General features: G+C 74.4%; 20 protein-coding genes. 13 read left to right on the top strand and 7 right to left on the bottom strand.

Going from position 1 to position 20,878, the window contains the following annotated elements:
- Positions 1-19: 19 nt before the first annotated feature.
- A complete protein-coding gene (locus tag Sfr03f_RS17445; protein ID WP_108954790.1) occupies positions 20-910 on the bottom strand; it encodes a hypothetical protein in 891 nt (296 codons plus the stop codon).
- A 270-nt stretch (positions 911-1,180) separates the two neighbouring features.
- Between Sfr03f_RS17445 and rplM the strand changes: the two genes are divergently transcribed.
- The 3 genes from rplM to glmM all read left to right on the top strand — a co-directional run bounded on the left by rplM (position 1,181) and on the right by glmM (position 3,756).
- Positions 1,181-1,624: a 50S ribosomal protein L13 gene (gene rplM, locus Sfr03f_RS17440; RefSeq protein ID WP_108954789.1), complete on the top strand. Its 444-nt coding sequence runs from the start codon at positions 1,181-1,183 to the stop codon at positions 1,622-1,624.
- Between the two features lie 42 nt (positions 1,625-1,666).
- Positions 1,667-2,179 carry a 30S ribosomal protein S9 gene (gene rpsI, locus Sfr03f_RS17435; RefSeq protein WP_108954788.1) on the top strand — a complete coding sequence of 171 codons (513 nt, stop codon included), beginning with the start codon at positions 1,667-1,669 and terminating at the stop codon, positions 2,177-2,179.
- Between the two features lie 218 nt (positions 2,180-2,397).
- Positions 2,398-3,756, top strand: coding sequence for a phosphoglucosamine mutase (gene glmM / locus Sfr03f_RS17430; RefSeq protein WP_108954787.1), 1,359 nt, complete (start codon positions 2,398-2,400; stop codon positions 3,754-3,756).
- 75 nt (positions 3,757-3,831) lie between these two features.
- On the opposite strand, the gene Sfr03f_RS17425 is transcribed toward glmM, so the two are convergent.
- Both Sfr03f_RS17425 and coaA read right to left on the bottom strand, forming a co-directional pair.
- Positions 3,832-4,779 (bottom strand): DUF389 domain-containing protein, encoded by a 948-nt coding sequence (locus Sfr03f_RS17425; protein WP_108954786.1) that lies wholly within the window; start codon positions 4,777-4,779, stop codon positions 3,832-3,834.
- An 86-nt stretch (positions 4,780-4,865) separates the two neighbouring features.
- A complete protein-coding gene (coaA, locus tag Sfr03f_RS17420) occupies positions 4,866-5,858 on the bottom strand; it encodes a type I pantothenate kinase (RefSeq protein WP_108954785.1) in 993 nt (330 codons plus the stop codon).
- Positions 5,859-6,080: 222 nt separating this feature from the next.
- Between coaA and glmS the strand changes: the two genes are divergently transcribed.
- Positions 6,081-7,946, top strand: a complete 1,866-nt coding sequence (gene glmS / locus Sfr03f_RS17415; RefSeq protein WP_108954784.1) for a glutamine--fructose-6-phosphate transaminase (isomerizing) — start codon at positions 6,081-6,083, stop codon at positions 7,944-7,946.
- A gap of 120 nt (positions 7,947-8,066) precedes the next feature.
- Here glmS and Sfr03f_RS17410 read toward each other — a convergent pair whose 3' ends face one another.
- The gene (locus Sfr03f_RS17410) at positions 8,067-9,851 is read right to left on the bottom strand and encodes a M16 family metallopeptidase (RefSeq protein WP_245967604.1); all 1,785 of its coding nucleotides are present in this window, start codon (positions 9,849-9,851) and stop codon (positions 8,067-8,069) included.
- Between the two features lie 12 nt (positions 9,852-9,863).
- Positions 9,864-10,826 (bottom strand): hypothetical protein, encoded by a 963-nt coding sequence (locus Sfr03f_RS17405; RefSeq protein WP_108954783.1) that lies wholly within the window; start codon positions 10,824-10,826, stop codon positions 9,864-9,866.
- Positions 10,827-11,043: 217 nt separating this feature from the next.
- Here Sfr03f_RS17405 and Sfr03f_RS17400 point away from each other — a divergent pair, with 217 nt between their 5' ends.
- The 5 genes from Sfr03f_RS17400 to tsaE all read left to right on the top strand — a co-directional run bounded on the left by Sfr03f_RS17400 (position 11,044) and on the right by tsaE (position 16,531).
- On the top strand, positions 11,044-11,415 hold the full coding sequence (locus tag Sfr03f_RS17400) for a holo-ACP synthase (protein WP_108954782.1): 372 nt from the start codon (positions 11,044-11,046) through the stop codon (positions 11,413-11,415).
- Between the two features lie 21 nt (positions 11,416-11,436).
- The gene (locus Sfr03f_RS17395) at positions 11,437-12,921 is read left to right on the top strand and encodes an NAD(P)H-hydrate dehydratase (RefSeq protein WP_108954781.1); all 1,485 of its coding nucleotides are present in this window, start codon (positions 11,437-11,439) and stop codon (positions 12,919-12,921) included.
- Between the two features lie 555 nt (positions 12,922-13,476).
- The gene (gene alr, locus Sfr03f_RS17390; RefSeq protein WP_108954780.1) at positions 13,477-14,643 is read left to right on the top strand and encodes an alanine racemase; all 1,167 of its coding nucleotides are present in this window, start codon (positions 13,477-13,479) and stop codon (positions 14,641-14,643) included.
- An 87-nt stretch (positions 14,644-14,730) separates the two neighbouring features.
- Positions 14,731-16,032, top strand: coding sequence for an alpha/beta fold hydrolase (locus tag Sfr03f_RS17385; RefSeq protein ID WP_435841927.1), 1,302 nt, complete (start codon positions 14,731-14,733; stop codon positions 16,030-16,032).
- A complete protein-coding gene (gene tsaE, locus Sfr03f_RS17380; RefSeq protein WP_108954779.1) occupies positions 15,974-16,531 on the top strand; it encodes a tRNA (adenosine(37)-N6)-threonylcarbamoyltransferase complex ATPase subunit type 1 TsaE in 558 nt (185 codons plus the stop codon). Before Sfr03f_RS17385 ends, tsaE begins: the two co-directional genes overlap by 59 nt.
- Before the next feature lie 61 nt (positions 16,532-16,592).
- Here tsaE and Sfr03f_RS17375 read toward each other — a convergent pair whose 3' ends face one another.
- Together Sfr03f_RS17375 and Sfr03f_RS17370 are read right to left on the bottom strand one after the other, a co-directional pair.
- Positions 16,593-16,811 carry a hypothetical protein gene (locus tag Sfr03f_RS17375; RefSeq protein ID WP_245967603.1) on the bottom strand — a complete coding sequence of 73 codons (219 nt, stop codon included), beginning with the start codon at positions 16,809-16,811 and terminating at the stop codon, positions 16,593-16,595.
- Between the two features lie 199 nt (positions 16,812-17,010).
- Positions 17,011-17,562, bottom strand: a complete 552-nt coding sequence (locus Sfr03f_RS17370; protein WP_108954778.1) for a hypothetical protein — start codon at positions 17,560-17,562, stop codon at positions 17,011-17,013.
- 193 nt (positions 17,563-17,755) lie between these two features.
- Here Sfr03f_RS17370 and tsaB point away from each other — a divergent pair, with 193 nt between their 5' ends.
- From tsaB to Sfr03f_RS17350, 4 genes are read left to right on the top strand one after another with little or no spacing between them, the layout of a single operon-like run.
- Positions 17,756-18,409, top strand: a complete 654-nt coding sequence (tsaB, locus tag Sfr03f_RS17365) for a tRNA (adenosine(37)-N6)-threonylcarbamoyltransferase complex dimerization subunit type 1 TsaB (RefSeq protein ID WP_108954777.1) — start codon at positions 17,756-17,758, stop codon at positions 18,407-18,409.
- Positions 18,410-18,459: 50 nt separating this feature from the next.
- Complete coding sequence (gene rimI, locus Sfr03f_RS17360) at positions 18,460-18,960, top strand: ribosomal protein S18-alanine N-acetyltransferase (protein ID WP_108955058.1); 501 nt, start codon at positions 18,460-18,462, stop codon at positions 18,958-18,960.
- Complete coding sequence (gene tsaD, locus Sfr03f_RS17355) at positions 18,953-20,101, top strand: tRNA (adenosine(37)-N6)-threonylcarbamoyltransferase complex transferase subunit TsaD (protein WP_108954776.1); 1,149 nt, start codon at positions 18,953-18,955, stop codon at positions 20,099-20,101. The genes rimI and tsaD overlap by 8 nt, the downstream gene beginning before the upstream one ends.
- Positions 20,098-20,355, top strand: coding sequence for a hypothetical protein (locus Sfr03f_RS17350; RefSeq protein ID WP_108954775.1), 258 nt, complete (start codon positions 20,098-20,100; stop codon positions 20,353-20,355). Before tsaD ends, Sfr03f_RS17350 begins: the two co-directional genes overlap by 4 nt.
- Positions 20,356-20,878: the final 523 nt, after the last annotated feature.

Here is a 20,878-nt window from a genome sequence, read left to right as displayed (position 1 = left end):
TCCCCGTGCACCGGGCCGTCTAGGACGCCGGGGCCGCGGTGGCCTGGGCCTCGCCGCGGCGGTGGATCTGCTGGAAGGCGTAGTGGGCGAGGTGGTCGCCCGCGTCGAAGGCCTTCTTGGCCTGCGGGGTGACGTTCTTGCCGTCGGTGAAGCCGGTGATGGTGAAGTAGGCGTACCGGCCGTAGGAGTTGATCGTCGTGCGGCAGACCGCGCCGTCGCAGAACGGCTTCACGCCCTTGCCGGCCAGCGGCTCGATGATGGCGCTGCGGTCCGCCTGGCCCCGGGCGGCCGTGGCGTCCTCGGCGGTGTCGAACACGGCGACGCCCACGGTGACGGCCACGCCGTCACGGGTGTAGGTGGCGCGCAGCAGCTTCGTGCAGCCGTTGTCGTTCAGCACCTTCGGCAGGGTGTGCTGGGCGGCGGAGGCGCAGTCGGTGGTCTGCGCGGAGGGTCCCTTGACGTACTGGGCCTTGCCGAGCGGCAGCTTCTGGCCGGCCTTGCCCGGGAAGAGTCCGTCCGCCTCGAGCGGGGCGGTGTCCTTGCGGGAGTCGGCCAGGATCTCCTCCGGGTCCAGCGGCGGAGGCGCGCTGGTCGGGTCGAAGGACGGGGTGCCGCTGGAGACCGAGGCGGTGGAGCCCCCGTTCGGTGCGGGGGAGTCCCCTCCGCGCGTCAGGAGGACGGCCGTGACGGCGCCGCCCGCGACGACCACCGCGGCGACGGCGGCCGCGACGATCCGGCGGCGCCTGTTCTTCGCGGCCGACGCCTCGGCCAGGGCCTCCCAGTCGGGTCCCTGCGGGCCGCCGGTGCCGCCCTGCGACCAGGGCTGCGGAGCGACGGCGTCCGGCTGCTGCGATTGGGGCTTCCAAGGGTCCCACTGCTGTGGCCCAGGCCCCCCCTGCCCATTACTCATGCCGCGCATCCTAGGCCCTGTCCGGGACGCGCCTCCGCGCGGTCGTGCGGGGCGGGCGTTTTGACCCGTGGGCGGGGCGGGGGGTAACCTGCATGTTCGTTGTGTATTGGCTTGCTCATTCTCACGGGACGGGCCCTTACACCGGTCCACCGGGCCGATGACCAGCGACCTGCACGCGGTATGCGTCACCGCAGTGCGGTCAGGGCTGTCGTGATCGCTTCGGTGACCTTGTCTAGGACCATTCACTGAAGATAGCGAAGGCTACGAACCGTGCGTACGTTCAGCCCCAAGCCCGGCGATATCACCCGCCAGTGGCACGTCATTGACGCCCAGGACGTCGTCCTCGGCCGTCTGGCGTCCACCGCCGCCTCCATCCTGCGGGGCAAGCACAAGCCGATCTACGCCCCCCACGTTGACACCGGTGACTTCGTCATCATCATCAACGCGGACAAGGTGCACCTGTCCGGCAACAAGAAGACCCAGAAGATGGCGTACCGCCACTCCGGCTACCCGGGCGGTCTGCGTTCGGTTCGTTACGACGAGCTGCTCGCGAAGAACCCGGAGAAGGCCATCGAGAAGGCCGTCAAGGGCATGCTTCCCAAGAACACCCTGGGCCGTCAGATGCTCTCCAAGCTGAAGGTCTACTCGGGCGAGAACCACCCGCACGCTGCGCAGCAGCCGGTTCCGTTCGAGATCACCCAGGTCGCGCAGTAAGTACGGCCACCCCCTAAGCCTGAAGAGAATCTGAGGAGAATCGTGGCCGAGACCACTGCCGAGCAGCCGCTCGAAGAGCTTGACATCGACAGCTACACCACCGAGTCCGAGGTCCCCGTCGAGGGTGAGTACACCTCGGAGTCCATGGCCTCCCGCTTCGGCGAGCCCCAGCCGGCCGCCGGCCTGGGCCGTCGCAAGAACGCCATCGCCCGTGTCCGGATCGTTCCGGGCACCGGCAAGTGGAAGATCAACGGTCGCACCCTCGAGGACTACTTCCCGAACAAGGTGCACCAGCAGGAAGTCAACGAGCCCTTCAAGGTGCTCGAGCTCGAGGGCCGCTACGACGTCATCGCCCGCATCGCGGGTGGCGGCGTGTCCGGTCAGGCCGGTGCGCTCCGTCTGGGTGTCGCCCGTGCGCTGAACGAGGCGGACGTCGACAACAACCGTGGCCCGCTGAAGAAGGCCGGCTTCCTGAGCCGCGACGCGCGTGCCGTCGAGCGCAAGAAGGCCGGTCTGAAGAAGGCCCGCAAGGCGCCGCAGTACAGCAAGCGCTAAACCCGGCGCTGCCCGTACGTACGGCAGACCCGCGGTACGTCCGAACGCCCCGGCGGCACTCCTTTTGTGCCGCCGGGGCGTTCGTTTATCGGCAGCTTCAGTCATATAAGGGAACAATGTGCTGTAACGCTCGTGGTGTCCGTCATCCCCCTAGGGTGCGAAGCGCGGCGGGCCCAGGCGCGACGTTCATCACGATGTAGCACTTCTCTGGAGGACCAGTGGGACGACTCTTCGGCACCGACGGTGTACGTGGTGTCGCCAACGCGGATCTGACGGCCGAGCTGGCGCTCGGTCTCTCCGTGGCGGCGGCGCACGTGCTGGCCGAGGCGGGCACCTTCGAGGGGCATCGCCCGAAGGCGGTCGTCGGACGGGACCCGCGTGCGTCCGGAGAGTTCCTCGAGGCCGCCGTGGTGGCCGGTCTGGCCAGCGCCGGCGTGGACGTGCTCAAGGTCGGCGTGCTGCCCACCCCGGCCGTCGCCCACCTGACCGGCGTACTCGGCGCGGACCTGGGCGTGATGCTGTCCGCCAGCCACAACGCCATGCCGGACAACGGCATCAAGTTCTTCGCCCGCGGCGGCCACAAGCTGGCCGACGAGCTCGAGGACCGGATCGAGGCCGTCTACCGGGAGCACCGCACCGGCGCCCCGTGGGACCGCCCGACCGGGGCCGGCGTCGGTCGGGTCGGCGAGCACCTGGAGGGTCTGGAGACCTACGTCGACCACCTGCTCGGCGTGCTGCCGAACCGCCTGGACGGCCTGAAGGTCGTCCTCGACGAGGCGCACGGCGCGGCCTCCCGCGTCTCGCCGGTCGCCTTCGAGCGGGCCGGCGCCCAGGTCGTCACCATCGGCGCCGAGCCGGACGGCCTCAACATCAACGACGGCTACGGCTCCACGCACCTCGACAAGCTCAAGGCCGCGGTCCTCGAGCAGGGCGCCGACCTGGGCATCGCCCACGACGGCGACGCGGACCGGTGCCTCGCGGTCGACCACACCGGCGAGGAGGTCGACGGGGACCAGATCCTGGCGATCCTCGCGCTGGCGATGCGGGAGCGGGGCGTGCTGCGCGCGGACACCGTGGTCGCCACGGTGATGTCCAACCTGGGCTTCACGATCGCCATGGAGCGCGAGGGCATCCGGCTCGTCCGGACGGCGGTCGGCGACCGCTACGTGCTGGAGGAGATGAAGGAGAACGACTTCGCGCTGGGCGGCGAGCAGTCCGGCCACGTCATCGCGCTGGACCACGCCACCACCGGCGACGGCACCCTGACCGGCCTGCTGCTGGCGGCGCGGGTCGCGGCCAGCGGGCGGACGCTGCGGGACCTGGCCTCCGTGATGGAGCGGCTGCCGCAGGTGCTGGTCAACGTGCGCGACGTGGACAAGTCGCGGGTGACCACCTCCGCCGAGCTGAAGGCCGCGGTGGACGAGGCCGAGCGTGAGCTGGGCTCCACCGGCCGGGTGCTGCTGCGGTCCTCGGGCACCGAGCCGCTGGTGCGGGTCATGGTGGAGGCGGCCGACATCCACCAGGCCGAGTCGGTGGCCGGCCGGCTGGCCGACGTCGTCAAGTCCGCGCTGGGCTGACCGGGCCCTTCCGTAGCGAGCCGAGGGGGCGGGACCACTGCTGGTGGCCCGCCCCCTCGGCGTGTCCGGGGCCCCTCAGGCCGTACCGGTGGGAGCGCCGCGGCGGAGTCGGCGGGACCACAGCCACTTCTGCAGCAGCAGGGTCAGCGTGCCCGCCAGGACGATGCCCGCCAGATTCACCATGAGCTGGAGCGACGACCCCCAGGCCTGGGCGTAGTTGTCGTACTCGAAGGCGACCGCGGCGTTGGCGGCGGCCGGGACCGTGGTGACCGAGATGGCGACGCCGACCAGGGCGCCGGACTTCGCCGAGGTCAGCGAGAGCATGCCCGCGCAGCCGGCGAGCAGGGCGACCACGAAGGAGAAGGGGTCCGGGTCGTAGATGAACGCGGTGTTGGGGCGGTCCGCGGTCACCAGTTGCGCGCTGAACAGGTCGAGCGCGGTCATCAGGTAGCTGAACAGCACCGTCAGCGCCATGGCCACCGCGAAGCCCCCCAGCAGCGCCAGCAGCGAACGCACGGCCAGCCGCGGCGCCGGACGGGCCAGGGCGGTGCAGAAGCCGGCCAGCGGGCCGAACTCCGGGCCCACCGCCATGGCGCCCACGATCAGCACCGCGTTGTCGAGCACCACGCCGCAGGCCGCGATCATGGTGGCCAGGGTCAGGAAGGCCACGTAGGTCCAGGAGAAGCTGGACTCCTCGTGGGTGGCCTCCACCAGCTGGTCCCAGACCACCGCGTCGGCGCCCTCGCCGGGCGCCTCCTCCTCGGCCCTCTCCGCGTGCTGGGACAGCGACAGGTCGAGGTTGTCGGCGCTGATGGACCCCTCCTGGTCGAGGCCCATCGACCGCAGCCCGGCGATCACCTCGTCGGCGGCCTCGCGGGCGACGTCGACCGTCAGCAGGTCGCCGGCCGGCTCCCGGGCCGCCCCGGGCAGGACGACCAGGTGGGTGCAGCCGACGGACGTGCGCAGGAGGTCGATCACCTCGTCCGTCCGGTCGGACGGTGTGATCAGTCGCAGGTGCAGCATGCGGGGCAGACTAGCGGCGTACGCGTCCGCCGTCTCCGTCAGGTGCGGGCGCCCGGTTCCCGGCCGTCAGGCCGCCCGGAGCCGGCTCACAGCTTGCGCAGGCGCAGGCGCTGGACCTTGTGGTCGGGGCCCTTGCGCAGGACCAGGTCGGCGCGGCCGCGGGTGGGCGCCACGTTCTCCACCAGGTTCGGCCGGTTGATCGTCTGCCAGGTGCTGCGCGCGTAGTCCAGCGCCTCCTCCTCGGAGACCTGGGTCCAGCGGCGGAAGTACGACTCGGGGTTCTGGAACGCGGTGTCCCGCAGGCGCCGGAAGCGGTGCAGGTACCACTTCTCGATGTCCTCGGTCTTGGCGTCCACGTAGACGCTGAAGTCGAAGTAGTCGGCCAGCGCCACCCGGGTGCGGCCGTCCTTGCCGGGCAGCGCCGGCTGCAGGACGTTCAGGCCCTCCACGATCAGGATGTCGGGGCGGCGGACCGTGAGCTTCTCGCCGGGGACGATGTCGTAGATCAGGTGCGAGTAGACCGGCGCGGTCACCTCGTCCTTGCCGGCTTTGATGTCGGCGACGAAACGGGTCAGCGCCCGGCGGTCGTAGGACTCGGGGAAGCCCTTGCGCTCCATCAGGCCGCGCGCCTGCAGCTCCCGGGTGGGCAGCAGGAAGCCGTCGGTGGTGACCAGCTCCACGCGGGGGTGCTCGGGCCAGCGCGAGAGCAGCGCCCGCAGCAGGCGGGAGACCGTCGACTTGCCGACCGCCACCGATCCGGCGACCCCTATGACGAACGGGGTGCCCGCCTGGGAGCCCTTCTCGCCGAGGAAGGTGTTCAGGGAGGAGCGCAGGTTGTCCGTGGAGCGCACGTAGAGGTTCAGCAGCCGCGACAGCGGCAGGTAGATGTCCCGCACCTCGTCCAGGTCGATCACGTCACCGAGACCGCGCAGGCGCTCGACCTCCTCCGCGGTGAGCGGGAGCGGCGTCTTGTCGCGCAGCGCGCTCCACTCGGCGCGGGTCAGGTCCACGTAGGGGGTCGCGTCCGGCCGGGACCGGTGGGCGCCGCCTGAGGGCATCGGGGAGGCCGGAGAGATCACAGTCCATTGTTACGGGCCCCGGATCACCTCGCGGGGTGGGGTGCGTCACTCAGGGGCGGGTGGCCCCCGCCACAGGCGCCCGGTGGGCCTCGCCGGAGGCATCCGGTGGCCCCGCCGGATGCACTCGCCGGCCCTCACCGGAGGCACCCGGTGGGCGGAGCCGGGGCCCGAACGGACCACGACCGGCCGCGCCCGCCCGAGGCCCGCCCTAGGGTGAGGGACATGTGCGGAATCGTGGGATATGTGGGCCGTCGGCCGGCGTTGGAGGTCGTGACGGCGGGGCTGCGGAGGCTGGAGTACCGGGGCTACGACTCGGCGGGCGTGGCGGTCCTCGCCGACGGGGTGCTCGCCGTCGCCAAGAAGGCGGGGAAGCTGGTCAACCTGGAGAAGGAACTGGGCGAACATCCGCTCCCGGCGGCCACCGCCGGGCTCGGGCACACCCGCTGGGCCACCCATGGCGCGCCCAACGACGTGAACGCCCACCCGCACCTCGACGACGCCGGGCGGGTCGCCGTCGTGCACAACGGGATCATCGAGAACTTCGCCGCGCTGCGCGCCGAGCTGGAGGAGCGCGGCCGGCGCCTCGTCTCCGACACGGACACCGAGGTGGTGTCCCACCTGCTGGCCGAGGAGTACTCGGCGTGCGGCGACCTCGCCGAGGCGATGCGGCTGGTGTGCCGCCGGCTGGAAGGGGCGTTCACCCTGGTGGCGGTCGCAGCGGAGGAGCCCGGTGTGGTGGTCGGCGCCCGGCGCAACTCGCCGCTGGTGGCCGGGGTGGCCCAGGGAGAAGGCTTCCTCGCCTCGGACGTGGCCGCGTTCATCGAATACACCCGGGACGCGCTGGAGCTCGGCCAGGACCAGGTCGTGGAGCTGCGCCGGGACGAGGCGGACGGGTCGGTCGCGGTGACGGTGACCGGTTTCGACGGGCGGCCCGCCGAGGTGCGGGAGTTCCACATCGACTGGGACGCCTCCGCCGCGGAGAAGGGCGGCTACGACTACTTCATGCTCAAGGAGATCGCCGAGCAGCCCAAGGCGGTCGCCGACACCCTCCTCGGGCGGGTGGACGACGCGGGGCGGCTGTCGCTCGACGAGCTGCGGATCCCGCCCGAGGAGGTGCGCGAGGTCGACAAGGTGGTGATCGTGGCCTGCGGCACCGCCTTCCACGCCGGGATGATCGCCAAGTACGCCGTGGAGCACTGGACGCGGGTGCCGTGCGAGGTCGAGCTGGCCAGTGAGTTCCGCTACCGCGATCCCATCCTGGGGCCGCGCGCCCTGGTGATCGCCGTCTCCCAGTCGGGGGAGACCATGGACACGCTGATGGCGCTGCGGCACGCCCGCGAGCAGGGGTCCAAGGTGCTGGCCATCTGCAACACCAACGGCGCGACGATCCCGCGCGAGTCGGACGCGGTGCTGTACACCCACGCCGGGCCGGAGGTGGCGGTCGCCTCCACCAAGGCATTCCTCACCCAGCTGGTCGCCTGCTACCTGGTCGCCCTCTACCTCGGGCAGGTGCGCGGCACCCGGTCGAGCGACGACATCCGCGAGCAGGTGCGAGAGCTGTCGCGCAGCGCCGACGGGGTGGAGCGGGTGCTGAGCACCATGGAGCCGGTGCGGGAGCTGGCCCGGTCGCTGGCCTCCCACGACACGGTCCTCTTCCTCGGACGCCACGTGGGCTACCCGGTGGCGCTGGAGGGCGCGCTCAAGCTGAAGGAGCTCGCCTACATGCACGCCGAGGGGTTCGCGGCGGGCGAGCTGAAGCACGGGCCGATCGCGCTGATCGAGGAGGGCGTGCCGGTGGTGGTGGTCGTGCCGTCACCGCGGGGCGGGTCCGTGCTGCACGACAAGATCGTCTCCAACATCCAGGAGATCCGGGCGCGCGGCGCGCGCACGGTGGTCGTCGCGGAGGAGGGGGACGAGGCGGTGGTCCCCTACGCGGACCACCTGATCCGGGTCCCGGTCACGCCGCCGCTGCTGCAGCCGCTGGTGGCGACGGTCCCTCTGCAGGTCTTCGCGTGCGAGCTCGCGACGGCGCGGGGCAACGAGGTCGACCAGCCGAGGAACCTGGCCAAGTCGGTCACCGTGGAGTGACGGGCACGGCGGGGTGACCGGCCCGGGGTCACGCCGGGTGGCCGTCGGTTGTCATGACCGGCGGGCCGGTGCGGTGGGGGTGGCACGCCACCGGCCCGCACCGGCCCACGGCGCTGCCGGTCAGGCCCGGGGGCGGGTGCGCCACTGGGACCAGGAGGCCAGGGCGAGGGGCAGTTCGAGGATCCACACGCCGAGGAGCACATCGGTGTCGGGGACCGGCGCCGTCAGTTCGTCCAGGGTGAGGACGACCGCGATCAGCGTGAAGAACGCCGTGACGGACCAGATCAGCCACCGCAGCACCGACCGCCCCGGGGTGCTCGGCTGCGCGACCGGCACCGCCGGGGAGCCGGACACCACCGTCCGGGACCCGGACGCCCGGGCCCGGGAACGCGCCTGGGGCCGCGGCACCTCGTCGCGCGGCGGGAGCGGCACCACACTGCCCTGCGGCACGGCGGCGTCGATCACCGCGAGACGCTCGGGGGTGACCCCCTTGAAGAGCGTCGGCTCGACCTCGACCCGGAACCCGTCCAGCCCGGTCAGCACCCGCGCCCCGTCCGGACGGGCCGTCATCGCCGCGCACCGGTCGTACCGCACGGTCACCGGCCCGCCCGGGAGCAGCAGCGAGACGCCCTCGGCACCGATGACCAGCGTCACCCGGCCGTCCTCCAGGGACGCGTGCCGGGTGCCCTCGACCGCGGCCGGTGAGTACTGCGGCGCCGCCGCGCACCCGGCCCAGGCGAGGTCCCGCCCCGGCACCTGCACCAGCGCGGTGGACCAGGCCTCGCGGGCGACGTCGCGCACGTCCTCCACGGTCACCGCGGCTATGCGTTCCCGGTGCTGGTCGGGGCTCATGATCTCGTGCCCCATCAGCAGGTTCAGCGCCCACGACGGCAGTGCCGCCGCGGCCACGTCGGGACCCTCGAGCGACTTCAGCGCCTTGGACTTCGCCGACTCGAGTTCCGCGGGTTCGATCCGGCCCGCCCGCAGCCGCGCCAGCACGTCGACGAACGCGCCGGTCACCGCGTCCTGCTTCTGCGGCAGCGCGTCCGCGAACGCGGTCACGGTCGCCCGGTCGGCGTCGCGCGGGCTGTAGTCGGCGTCCGCCACGTAGGAGTAGCCGCCCTCCTGGCGCAGCTCCTGGAACAGCGCCCGCCCCAGCACGTCCGTGAAGAGCGAGGCGGCGGTGGAGCGGCGCACCACGGCGTCGAGGACGACCTGGCCGTCCTCGCCGCCGATGTAGGCGGGGGTGGTGGGGAGGGCGCTGCCGGCGGCGGGGGCGGGTATGCGCCGGCCCGCGGGCAGCGTCAGCTCCAGTCCTTCGGGGACGTGGTCACTGGTGATCCACAGCACCGCGTTGTCGCGGGTGAACCGGGTCTGTGCCCACCACCGGACCTCGTCCGGCGTCAGCCGCCACACGCCGAGCTCGGAGTACGCGGCGAGGCCGTAGCCCTCCGCCCCGTACCGCCACAGCGGGAGCTGGTGGTTGACGCCGCGGCCGCGGCCGGCGGCTTCGGTGCGCAGGATCTCCTTCTCGGTCTCCAGCCGCTCCAGCGGCAGGTCCCGCAGGGAGGCGCAGACCGAGTTCAGGTGGGCCACCACCTCGGCCTCGGTGCCGGTGACGTGGAAGAGCGTGTACGTGCCGGCGGTGGCGCCGTTGTGGTGGGTGTCGCTCACGCCGCTGCGGTGCAGGGCCAGGTGCTCCACCAGATGCGTGATGCCGGAGGTGGCGAGGGTCTCGTCGGCGGTGCCCACGCGGAAGAACAGGCCGGCGGTGATCTCGTTGCCCGCCCGCGGGGCGAACAGCGTCGGTATGCCCTGCGTGGTGGTGCAGCCGGCCAGCCCCTCCAGGGCGGCGGGCAGCCCGGTGGGCGGGGCGGTGGTGTCGGTGCGGGTCTCGGCGGTCATGGTGGTCCCCCCTCAGCGCGCCGCGAGCGCGGCTTTGCGGTGCTTGGCGAACACGGCCCTGGCGTCGTCGCCCAGGTACTTCCAGGACGACGGGTCGGCCCGGTCGCCGAGGACGGCGAAGTGGCGGGCGGCGTCCCTGAGGTGACCGCCGACCGAGAAGGCCATCGCGAAGGTGTTGTGCGCCGCTGTCCACCGGGTGTCCGGGCGGTGGTCCGGGTGCCACACCGACACCTCGGCGGCGAAGCGCAGGTCGTCGCGGACCGGCACGCCCCGCATGTACGCCTGGTCCTCCGGCGAGGGCAGGTCGAGCCAGTGCTCGATGTGCGCGTCGGCCACCAGCACGGCGCAGTTCGAACCGTTGGGAGCGGCGGCCGCGCACTCCCGGGCGAAGCCGTGCGCCAGCTCCCAGGAGCCGCCCCACTTGGGGCACAGTTGCTGCAGCAGCTGGGACTGCCCGGCGAAGTGGTGCGGGGCGACGGCGGCGAGCCGGTCGTAGCGGCGGCGGGCCTCCGACTGTCCGAGCTCCAGGCCGCGGGCCGTGATCAGCCGGACGTACCAGGCGAGCGGGAAGCCGGGCTGCTCCGCGCACACGTCGATGAGCTGCTGCTCGGCCCTGCGCAGCCAGTCGTGGAACTGACGGAACTGGTCGCGCGAGACGTGCTGCGCGCGGGCCGCGCTGCGGATGCCCCAGCCGATCACCACCTGGCGGTAGGCGAGCAGGGTGCGCGGCAGCGGGGCGGCCGGGTGCCGGGCCGCGGCGTCGGCCAGGAACGTCTCCGCGCCCGGCATCTCGCTCACCAGGGAGGCCGCGTAGGTCTGGTCGGTCTGCGAGCGGGCGTCGAAGAACGCCTGGACGCCCGGCCAGTCGCGGGCGGTCACGAGGGTACGCAGTTCGGCCATCTCCGGGTGGAGATCGTAGGGATCGAGACGTGGCGGGCCCTTGACCGTGCCGGTCGTCCGGTAGGTACTGCTCATCGGCCCCCCAGGCGGATGTGTCGGAAGTGGATGCGGTGCGCGTCACGGTGCCGCGATCCGATGCCGCCGCAGGTTAACAGCAGGTGGGGACAGGTCCGAGGGCCGTCCACAGGGGAGGCGGGGAGCGGCGGAGGGTTGTCCACAGGGGCGGAGGACTGCCGGGGCGGTTGTCCACAGAACCCGTCGGGGGGTGTGCCCCGTCCGTAGTCTGGGGGCCATGAGCATCATCGGCGTCGGCATCGACGTGGCTGAGATCGACCGTTTCCGGGCCGCCCTCGCCCGCACCCCGCACATGGCCCAGCGCCTCTTCAACGACAGCGAGTTGACCCTCCCCAGCGGTGAGCGTCGCGGCATCGCCTCGCTGGCCGCCCGCTTCGCGGCGAAGGAGGCGCTGGCCAAGGCGCTGGGCGCGCCGCCCGGACTGCAGTGGCGGGACGCCGAGGTGTACCTGGAGGACAGCGGCCGGCCCCGCCTGCGGGTCACCGGCACCGTCGCCGCCCGCGCCGCCGAACTGGGCGTCAGCTCCTGGCACGTGTCGCTCAGTCACGATGCCGGCGTCGCCTCGGCCGTGGTGATCGCGGAGGGCTGACATCTGGGGAAGACTCGCCGTATGCGGAGTGCCTACAGCGTGGAGACGGTACGGGCGGCCGAACGGGAGCTGATGGCGCGGCTCCCCGAGGGCGCGTTGATGCAGCGGGCGGCCGCCGGGCTCGCCGCCGCCTGCGCCCAGGTCCTGGGGCGGACGGCGGGCCGGGTCTACGGCAGCCGGGTGGTGCTGCTGGTCGGCAGCGGGGACAACGGCGGGGACGCCCTGTACGCCGGAGCACGGCTGGCGAAACGCGGGGCCGGCGTGACGGCCGTGCTCACGGCGCCGGAGAAGGCACACTCCGGCGGCCTGGCCGCGCTGCGGCGGGCCGGCGGCCGCGAGGCGACCACGGCGGAGGCGCTCGCCTCGCGCCTGATCGACGCCGCGGACCTGGTGGTGGACGGCATCGTCGGCATCGGCGGCCACGGCGGCCTGCGGGGAAGCGCCGCCCCGCTGGCGGAGCGGGCGGCCGCGGCCGGCGCCGCGGTGATCGCGGTGGACCTGCCGAGCGGTGTGGAGGCGGACACCGGCGAGGTGCGCGGCCCCGCGGTGCGCGCCGACCTCACCGTCACCTTCGGCACGCACAAGGCGGCCCTGCTGATCGACCCGGCGCGCGAACACGCCGGCGCGGTGCGGCTGGTGGACATCGGGCTGGACCCGTGGCTGCCGGAGCGGCCGGAGCTGGAGGCGCTGCAGCACGCCGACGTGGCCCGGCTGCTGCCCCGGCCCGGGGCGGAGAGCGACAAGTACCGGCGCGGCGTGGTCGGGATCGCCGCCGGGTCGACCCGCTACCCGGGCGCCGCGGTGCTCGCCGTGGCGGGCGCGCTGCGCGGCGGCGCCGGAGCGGTGCGGTACGCCGGCCCGGCCGGGGACGCGGTGCTCGCGCGCTACCCGGAGACGCTGGTCAGCGACGGGGGACCGCGGCGGGCGGGCCGGGTGCAGGCCTGGGTGGTCGGCCCGGGTGCCGGGGACGACGCGGACACGGTGGCGGAGGTGCTGGACGTCGCCGGTGAGGCGGACGTGCCGGTGCTGATCGACGCCGACGGGCTGCGGCTCGCCGACCCCGATGTGGTGCGCTCCCGGACCGCGCCGACCCTGCTGACGCCGCACGCCGGGGAGGCCGCCGCGCTGCTCGGGGTCGACCGGGCCGAGGTCGAGTCCGCGCGGCTCGCCGCGGCGCGCGAACTCGCCGAGCGGTACCGGGCGACGGTGCTGCTGAAGGGGGCGACCACGCTGGTGGCCGCCCCGTCCGGGCGGGACGGTACGGCGCCCGTGCGGGTCAACCCGACCGGCACGCCGTGGCTGGCGACGGCCGGCAGCGGGGACGTGCTCTCCGGTCTCGCCGGGTCGTTGCTGGCGTCGGGGCTGTCCGCGCGGGACGCGGGGAGCGTGGGGGCGTACCTGCACGGGCTGGCCGCGCGGCGCGGGGCCGTCGGGGCGCCGCTCGCCGCGCAGGACATCGCGTCCGCCGTCCCCGACGCCTGGCGCGACATCGCCTCCGGCTCCTGACGGGTCACCCCGGGGCACGGAACCGGTTCGGCTCCGTGCCCCGGCGTGCGTGGCGGGTCTCCCGTCCGGCTCCGTGCCCTGTCGTCCCCTCCGGCTCCGTCCACCGTCGTGCGTGGCGGGGTCTCCGGTTCGGCTCCGTGCCCCGTCACGCGCGGCGGGGTCTCGGGTCCGGCTCCGTGCTCTGCCGTGCGCCGCGGGGTCTCCGGTCCGGCTCCGTGCCCTGTCGTCCCCTCCGGCTCCGTCCACCGTCGTGCGTGGCGGGGTCTCCGGTTCGGCTCCGTGCCCCGTCACGCGCGGCGGGGTCTCGGGTCCGGCTCCGTGCTCTGCCGTGCGCCGCGGGGTCTCCGGTCCGGCTCAGTGCCTCGTCGTGCGCCACGGCCTCCCCTCCGGCTCCGTCCACCGTCGTGCGCCGCGGGGTCTCCCGTCCCCCGGGCGGGGCCCCGTGCTCTTTGGCGCCCGCCGCCCGACGCGCCCCCGTCCCGCGGCCGGGCCCCGGGCCTTCCGCGGACCGCCCTTCCGGGTGGGCGGAACGGGCTCTGTCAGACTGGGGGGACCATGAGTGAACGTGTTCCGCGCCCCCGCACCACTCCCCGCGTGCGGGCCGAGATCGACCTGGACGCCCTGCGCGCCAACGTGAGGTCGCTGCGCGCCCGGGTCTCCGGCGCCGCCCTGATGGCCGTGGTGAAGGCCGACGGGTACGGCCACGGCGCGGTGCCGTGCGCCCGCGCCGCCAAGGAGGCGGGCGCCGAGTGGCTGGGCACGGCCACCCCCGAGGAGGCGCTGGCCCTGCGCGCCGCCGGCCTCCCCGGCCGGATCCTGTGCTGGCTGTGGGCCCCCGGCGGCCCCTGGCGGGAGGCGATCGCGGCGGACGTGGACGTCTCGGTGAGCGCCTCGTGGTCCCTGCGCGAGGTGACCGACGCGGCGCGTGCCGAGGGCCGCCCGGCCCGGGTGCACCTCAAGGCGGACACCGGCCTGGGCCGCAACGGCTGCCAGCCCGCCGACTGGCCGGACCTGGTCGCCGCCGCCCTCTCCGCACAGCGGGACGGACTGATCGAGGTCGTCGGCCTCTGGTCGCACTTCGCCTGCGCCGACGAGCCGGACCACCCGGCCACCGACGCCCAGCTGGCCCTCTTCCGCGAGATGGTCGGGTACGCCGAGGCCCAGGGCGTCCGCCCGGAGGTGCGGCACATCGCCAACTCTCCCGCCCTGCTGACCCGCCCCGACACCCACTTCGACCTGGTCCGGGCCGGCATCGCCGTCTACGGCGTCTCACCCGCCCCGGAGCTGGGCTCCTCCGCCGACCTGGGCCTGCGTCCCGTGATGCGGCTGTCCGCGGACCTGGTCCTGGTCAAGGAGGTGCCCGGCGGGCACGGCGTCAGCTACGGACACCACTACGTCACCCCGGGGGAGACCACCCTCGGCCTCGTCCCGGCCGGGTACGCCGACGGCATCCCGCGGCACGCCTCCGGCACCGGCCCGGTGCTGGTCGACGGCAAGCTCCGCACGGTCGCGGGGCGGATCGCCATGGACCAGTTCGTGGTGGACCTCGGCGGCGACCGGCCCCGGACCGGCAGCGAGGCCGTGCTGTTCGGAGCGGGCGACCAGGGCGAGCCCACCGCCGAGGACTGGGCGCAGGCGTGCGGGACCATCGCGTACGAGATCGTGACCCGCATCGGCGTCCGGGTGCCCCGGGTGTACGTGAACGAGCGTCCCACCGGGTAATCGAACGGCAGGAGGCCCGGCGGCGCGGACACGGCGGCGGGCCGTTCACCGCGACGAACCGGTGGGACCGGAGAAGAGGGAGCCCAGGTGAGTGAGGAGAGCCCGGCGGTGACCGTCCCGGAGCTGGTGGTCGCCGCCACGGGCGCCACCGCCCCCGCCCCCCGGGCCTGGAGCCGCCCCACCGGCCTGGCCGGCGCCGCGATCGGCGTGCTCGCCGCGGGCGCCGCCGCCGGGGTGGTCGTCGAGCGGCTCACCATGGGCGGCGGCGTCCGCCGCAGGGCCCGCCTCGCCCTGGAGCTCAGCGGCCCCTACGGCACCCTGCGCGGGGCCCCCGGCACCGCCCACGCCGAGGACGGCACCGCCCTGCACTACGAGATCGACGAGGCGCCCGTCGCCGTCCCCGAACCGGTGCCGCCGCGCCGCCGCCGGCTGTTCGGCGGCCGCCGCGAGCAGGCGGTGCGCCCGGGCCCCGTGACGGTGGTGTTCAGCCACGGCTACTGCCTCAACCAGGACTCCTGGCACTTCCAGCGCGCGGCCCTGCGCGCCGCCGGCGTGCGCGCCGTCTACTGGGACCAGCGCGGCCACGGCCGGTCCGGGCGCGGCGTCACCCGGGCCCAGCAGGGGCCGCCGGTCACCATCGACCAGCTGGGCCGCGACCTGAAGGCCGTGATCGACGCCGCCGCGCCCACCGGTCCGCTGGTGCTGGTCGGGCACTCCATGGGCGGGATGACGGTGATGGCGCTGGCCGAGCAGTTCCCCGGCCTGGTCCGCGAGCGGGTCGCCGGGATCGCCCTGGTGGGCACCTCCTCCGGCGGGCTCGCCGACGTCCACTTCGGGCTGCCCGCCGTCGGGGTGAACGCGGTACGGCGCCTGCTGCCGGGCGTGCTGCGGGCGCTGGGGCGGCGGGCCGACCTCGTGGAGCGGGGACGGCAGGCCACCGCCGACGTGCTCGCCGGGATCGTCACCCGGTACTCGTTCGCCTCCGCCGAGGTCGACCCGGTGGTCGCCCGGTTCGCCGAGCGGATGATCGAGTCCACGCCGATCGACGTGGTCGCCGAGTTCTACCCGGCCTTCGACGCGCACGACAAGACGGCCGCGCTGGCCCGCTTCCACGGGCTGCCGGTGCTGATCGTGGCGGGGGAGGGTGACCTGGTCACCCCGGTCGGCCACAGCGAGACGATGGCCCGGGAGCTGCCCGACGCGGAACTGGTGCGGGTGCCGGACGCCGGCCACCTGGTGATGCTCGAGCACCCCGAGATCGTGAACGCCCGGCTCGCCGACCTGCTCGCCCGCGCGGGAGCACCGTCCGGGGCGGCTACCGTGGGGTCCCATGGAAGCACCCGCGGCACCGCACAACCCCAGCGAGCAGAACCCCCACGGTCCCCATGAGCCGGCCGGCGCCCGGCGGACGCTGGAGCTGACCGTCACCTCCGCCGAGGAGATGCTGGACCTCGGCCGCCGACTGGCCGGCCTGCTGCGCGCCGGCGACCTCGTGATGCTCACCGGCGAGCTCGGCGCCGGGAAGACCACGATGACCCGGGGCCTCGGCGAGGGCCTGAACGTCCGCGGCGCGGTTACCTCGCCGACCTTCGTGATCGCTCGCGTCCACCCCTCCCTCGGCGACGGGCCGCCGCTGGTCCACGTCGACGCCTACCGGCTGGGCGGCGGGCTGGACGAGATGGAGGACCTCGACCTCGACGTCTCGCTGCCGGAGTCGGTGGTCGTCGTGGAATGGGGCGAGGGCAAGGTCGAGGACCTCACGGAGGACCGCCTCCAGATCCTGATCGCCCGCGCCACCGGCGACACGGACGACGACGTCCGCCACGTCACCCTCACCGCCCTGGGCGACCGCTGGGCCCTGGCCGACCTGGACGCCCTCAAGGACTGAACGCCCGGCCCGGGCATCCTGCGGTCAATCGAGCCGCTGGGGCGGCTACGTGGCGCCGCGGCTACGCGGCCTCCCGCGTCCGGCGGCCGTCGTGGGCCGCCGGGGCCGGTGCGGGGGCCGGAGCCGGCGGCACGGAGACCGCCCGGGCGGCGGCGCAGGAGGCCAGGAGTTCCCCCATCGACACCGCGGCGGCGCCGCGCGCCACCGCGTCCGCCGGTGCGGCGGCCTGGTGCTGCTCCATGGCATCGGGGCGGCCGGGGCCGGCAACCGGGAAGAGCATGACGCCTCCTGACATCCCGAGGACGGGCGTGGTTAGGTAGACCTAACCACGCCTGCCGGGCGCGGCGCAATATCTTCCCGACGCAGTGTCGGAAACCCCTCGACGCGGTGTCGGAAACCCCGTGCGGTCGGCCGGGAGGCCCGGCTGCGCCACGGCTGCCTCCGGGCGTCGGCGCGGCCACCTCCCGGCGTCGGCGCGGCTACCTGACGACCACCACCCGCGCGCCCAGCGTCGCGAAGTCCCACATCGCCGCGCCGTCCGGCCGCGCCTCGCGGATGCCGCCGGTACCCGGGGCCGGGCTCCCCGCGACCGGACCGCCGCCGCGGAAGGCGCTGAACCCGACCACCACCCCCCGGACCTTCGCGAAGCGCACCACGTGCTCGATGGCCGCCCCGTCCGCCCCCGTCCCCCGCAGCGAACGCGAGGTCACCGCGTACCTGCCGGGTGCCGGGTCCACCGCGCCCGGGACCACCCGGAACACCCGTCGCACCCGGCCCCGCGCGTCAACCAGCCACACCCGGTCCTGCCCCAGCGAATAGACGACCCGCGCCCCGGCACCCGACCGCGCCGGAAGCCCCTGCGGGCCCGGCCGCTCCGGGACCGGGGCGGCGGCGGCCCGGGAGGCCGCGGGCGCGCCCGGCGACCGCAGCGCGGGCGGCACCTTCGCGTGGGCCTGCAGCCCGAGCACCACCACCGTCGTCAGCGCCGCGCCCGTCAACCCCGCCACCAGCACCCCGCTGCGGACCGCCACCGCCGGTCTCCCTCGCTCGTCGTACACCCTGTTCGCCGCTCGGCACCGTTCACCGCTTCGAGCACCGTCCGGCGCTCACCACCCCGCACCGATCGTCACTCGCTGCGGTCGATCGTGTGCGAGACGTTAGCAGCGGGTGGGCGCGGAGCCCGGCGAGGCCGTGCGCGGGCCCGCGGAGCCGTAGGCTGTTCGCGTGCTCTTGCTCGCTCTGGATACCGCAACCCCCGCCGTCACCGTCGCCCTGCACGACGGGACGGACGTCGTCGCCTCGTCGAGCCAGGTGGACGCGCGCCGCCACGGAGAGCTGCTGCTGCCCACCGTCCACCGCGTCCTCGGCGCGGCGGGCGTCGGCCTCGACGCCGTCACCGGCATCGTCGTCGGCGTCGGACCTGGCCCGTACACCGGTCTGCGCGTCGGCCTGATGACCGCGGACACCTTCGGCCTGGCCCTCGGCGTCCCCGTCCACGGCGTGTGCACGCTGGACGGGCTGGCCTACGCCGCCGACCTCGACGGCCCCTTCGTCGTGGCGACCGACGCCCGGCGCAAGGAGGTCTACTGGGCGCGTTACGCCGACTCCCGCACCCGCCTCACCGACCCCGCCGTCGACCGCCCGGCCGACATCGCGGACGAGGTCGCGGGGCTCCCCGCGGTCGGCGCGGGCGCGCTGCTCTACCCGGACGCCTTCCCCGACGTGCACGGCCCCGAGCACGTCTCCGCCGCCGCGCTGGCCGCCCTCGCCGCCGAGCGGCTGGCCGACGGCGAGGAGCTCGCGGCCCCGCGCCCGCTGTACCTGCGGCGCCCCGACGCCCAGGTCCCCAAGAACTACAAGGTGGTCACCCCCCGGTGAGCGCGAGCGCAGCGGCGAACGCCTCCGTCCCCGGCGCGGAGCTCCGCGAGATGCGCTGGTGGGACATCGACCCCGTGCTGGCGCTGGAGAAGGAGCTCTTCCCCGAGGACGCCTGGTCCAGGGGCATGTTCTGGTCCGAGCTCGCCCACGCCCGTGGGCCCCACGCCACCCGCCGGTACGTGGTCGCCGAGACTTCCGCCGGTGAACTGGCCGGCTACGCCGGTCTCGCCGCCGCCGGGGACCAGGGCGACGTCCAGACCATCGCCGTCGCCCCCGGCCACCAGGGCACCGGCCTCGGCAGCCGGCTGCTCTCCGAACTGCTGCGCGCGGCCACCGACTTCGAGTGCCACGAGGTGATGCTCGAGGTCCGGGTCGACAACGTCCGCGCCCAGCGGCTCTACGAGAGGTTCGGCTTCGAACCGATCGGCTTCCGCCGCGGCTACTACCAGCCGGGCAACGTCGACGCGCTCGTCATGCGCCTGACCGACCCGGCGTCCGCGCCCTCCGCCGTCCCTCCCTCCGCTGCACAAGGAACCCGGAACCATGGCTGACCTGCGGGACGAGCCCCTCGTCCTCGGCATCGAGACCTCCTGCGACGAGACCGGCGTCGGCATCGTCCGCGGCACCACCCTGCTGGCCGACGCCGTCGCCTCCAGCGTCGACGAGCACGCCCGCTTCGGCGGCGTCGTGCCCGAGGTGGCCTCCCGGGCCCACCTGGAGGCGATGGTCCCGACGATCGAGCGGGCCCTGAAGGAGGCCGGCGTCAGCGCCAGGGACCTCGACGGCATCGCGGTCACCGCCGGTCCCGGTCTCGCCGGCGCGCTGCTGGTCGGCGTCTCCGCCGCCAAGGCGTACGCGTACGCGCTCGGCAAGCCGCTCTACGGCGTCAACCACCTGGCCTCGCACATCTGCGTGGACCAGCTGGAGCACGGGCCGCTGCCCGAGCCGACGATGGCGCTGCTGGTCTCCGGCGGCCACTCCTCGCTGCTGCTGTCCTCGGACATCACCTCCGACGTGCGGCCGATGGGCGCCACCATCGACGACGCGGCCGGCGAGGCCTTCGACAAGATCGCCCGGGTGCTCGACCTCGGTTTCCCCGGCGGCCCGGTGATCGACCGGTACGCCAGGGAGGGCGACCCGAACGCCATCTCCTTCCCGCGCGGCCTCACCGGCCCGCGCGACCCCGCCTACGATTTCTCCTTCTCGGGCCTCAAGACGGCGGTGGCCCGGTGGATCGAGGCCAAGCGGGCGGCGGGCGAGGAGGTGCCGGTGCGCGACGTCGCCGCGTCCTTCCAGGAGGCGGTGGTGGACGTCCTCACCCGCAAGGCGGTGCGCGCCTGCAAGGACGAGGGCGTCGACCACCTGATGATCGGCGGCGGCGTCGCCGCGAACTCCCGGCTGCGGGCGCTGGCCCAGGAGCGGTGCGAGGCGGCCGGCATCCGGCTGCGGGTGCCGCGGCCGAAGCTGTGCACCGACAACGGGGCGATGGTCGCGGCGCTGGGCGCCGAGATGGTGGCGCGCGGGCGGGACGCCTCCGCGTGGGACCTGTCCGCGGACTCCTCGCTTCCGGTGACCGAGCCGCACGTGCCGGCCCCCGAGGGCGCGGAGGGGCACGCGCGCACGCACGCCCACGCCCACGCCCATGGGCACGATCACGTGCACGAGGTGTCGAAGGAGAACCTGTACTCGTGACGGTGGCGCTGATGTGGGAGGCCCGGGCGGCCGAGGGCCGCGGGGACGAGCTGCTCGCGTGGGCGCGGGCGCAGGGACTGCCGCGTGAGCCGGTGCGGCGGGAGACGTTCCGGGCGCCGCAGGACCGGGTGCTCGTCGTCACCTGGTGGGACGCCGGCCTCCACGACACCCTCCCCGAGCTTCCCGCCCCGCCCGACGCCCTCACCTCCCGCCCCCCGCACCGCTGGCGCTTCGAGAGCCTCGGCCTCACCTGACCGCCGTACCCCCGGCGTTCATCCGGTGTCGGGGGCGTTGTCAGTGGCGGGTGCGAAGATCCTGGGAGGATCTGTCGAAGGCCCGGACCGAGCGCCGGGCCGCCCGTAAGGGGGTCGGCGATGTGGGACGAGCGGAGTACGACTCGCGATCGCGAACCGGTGCTGCTGCGCGACGTGCTGGCGGCGACCACCGCGGCGCTGCAGCAGGCCTCGCGTGAGGCCGAAGCCGTGGCGGCGTCCGCGGCGGCATCGACGGTGGCATCCGCCGGGGAGGCCGTGATGCCGGCGCCGCGGTGCGGGGAGTGCGGCGCGGAGACGCGTCGCACCGCCCGCGCGATACCGGGGCGCCGCACGCGGACGGGTCCGGCCGCGGCCGGCGCCTGCCCTTACCGTTCGGCGGCGTGAGACCACCGGCCCGACCGCCGAACGAGGGACTCGGCCGGGCCGATCAGATGACCAATTACCTCCACCGGCCCAGTCGTCAGGACTGACCCGGGCCCCGGGGGGTCACAGCTTTCCCGCA

It is taken from the genome of Streptomyces fragilis (assembly GCF_003112515.1).
Classification (GTDB): Bacteria; Actinomycetota; Actinomycetes; order Streptomycetales; family Streptomycetaceae; genus Streptomyces; species Streptomyces fragilis.
The sequence above is the reverse complement of the archived record's forward strand: the minus strand, read 5'-3'. Positions and strand labels throughout refer to the sequence as shown.

Excerpts from the sequence above, each read along its gene's own strand:
- Sfr03f_RS17445 (WP_108954790.1), bottom strand. The coding sequence starts at position 910 with ATGAGTAATGGGCAGGGGGGGCCTGGGCCACAGCAGTGGGACCCTTGG.
- Sfr03f_RS17425 (WP_108954786.1), bottom strand. The coding sequence starts at position 4,779 with ATGCTGCACCTGCGACTGATCACACCGTCCGACCGGACGGACGAGGTG.
- glmS (WP_108954784.1), top strand. The coding sequence starts at position 6,081 with ATGTGCGGAATCGTGGGATATGTGGGCCGTCGGCCGGCGTTGGAGGTC.
- Sfr03f_RS17410 (WP_245967604.1), bottom strand. The coding sequence starts at position 9,851 with ATGACCGCCGAGACCCGCACCGACACCACCGCCCCGCCCACCGGGCTG.
- Sfr03f_RS17405 (WP_108954783.1), bottom strand. The coding sequence starts at position 10,826 with ATGAGCAGTACCTACCGGACGACCGGCACGGTCAAGGGCCCGCCACGT.
- Sfr03f_RS17400 (WP_108954782.1), top strand. The coding sequence starts at position 11,044 with ATGAGCATCATCGGCGTCGGCATCGACGTGGCTGAGATCGACCGTTTC.
- Sfr03f_RS17395 (WP_108954781.1), top strand. The coding sequence starts at position 11,437 with ATGCGGAGTGCCTACAGCGTGGAGACGGTACGGGCGGCCGAACGGGAG.
- alr (WP_108954780.1), top strand. The coding sequence starts at position 13,477 with ATGAGTGAACGTGTTCCGCGCCCCCGCACCACTCCCCGCGTGCGGGCC.
- tsaE (WP_108954779.1), top strand. The coding sequence starts at position 15,974 with ATGGAAGCACCCGCGGCACCGCACAACCCCAGCGAGCAGAACCCCCAC.
- Sfr03f_RS17375 (WP_245967603.1), bottom strand. The coding sequence starts at position 16,811 with ATGCTCTTCCCGGTTGCCGGCCCCGGCCGCCCCGATGCCATGGAGCAG.
- rimI (WP_108955058.1), top strand. The coding sequence starts at position 18,460 with ATGCGCTGGTGGGACATCGACCCCGTGCTGGCGCTGGAGAAGGAGCTC.
- tsaD (WP_108954776.1), top strand. The coding sequence starts at position 18,953 with ATGGCTGACCTGCGGGACGAGCCCCTCGTCCTCGGCATCGAGACCTCC.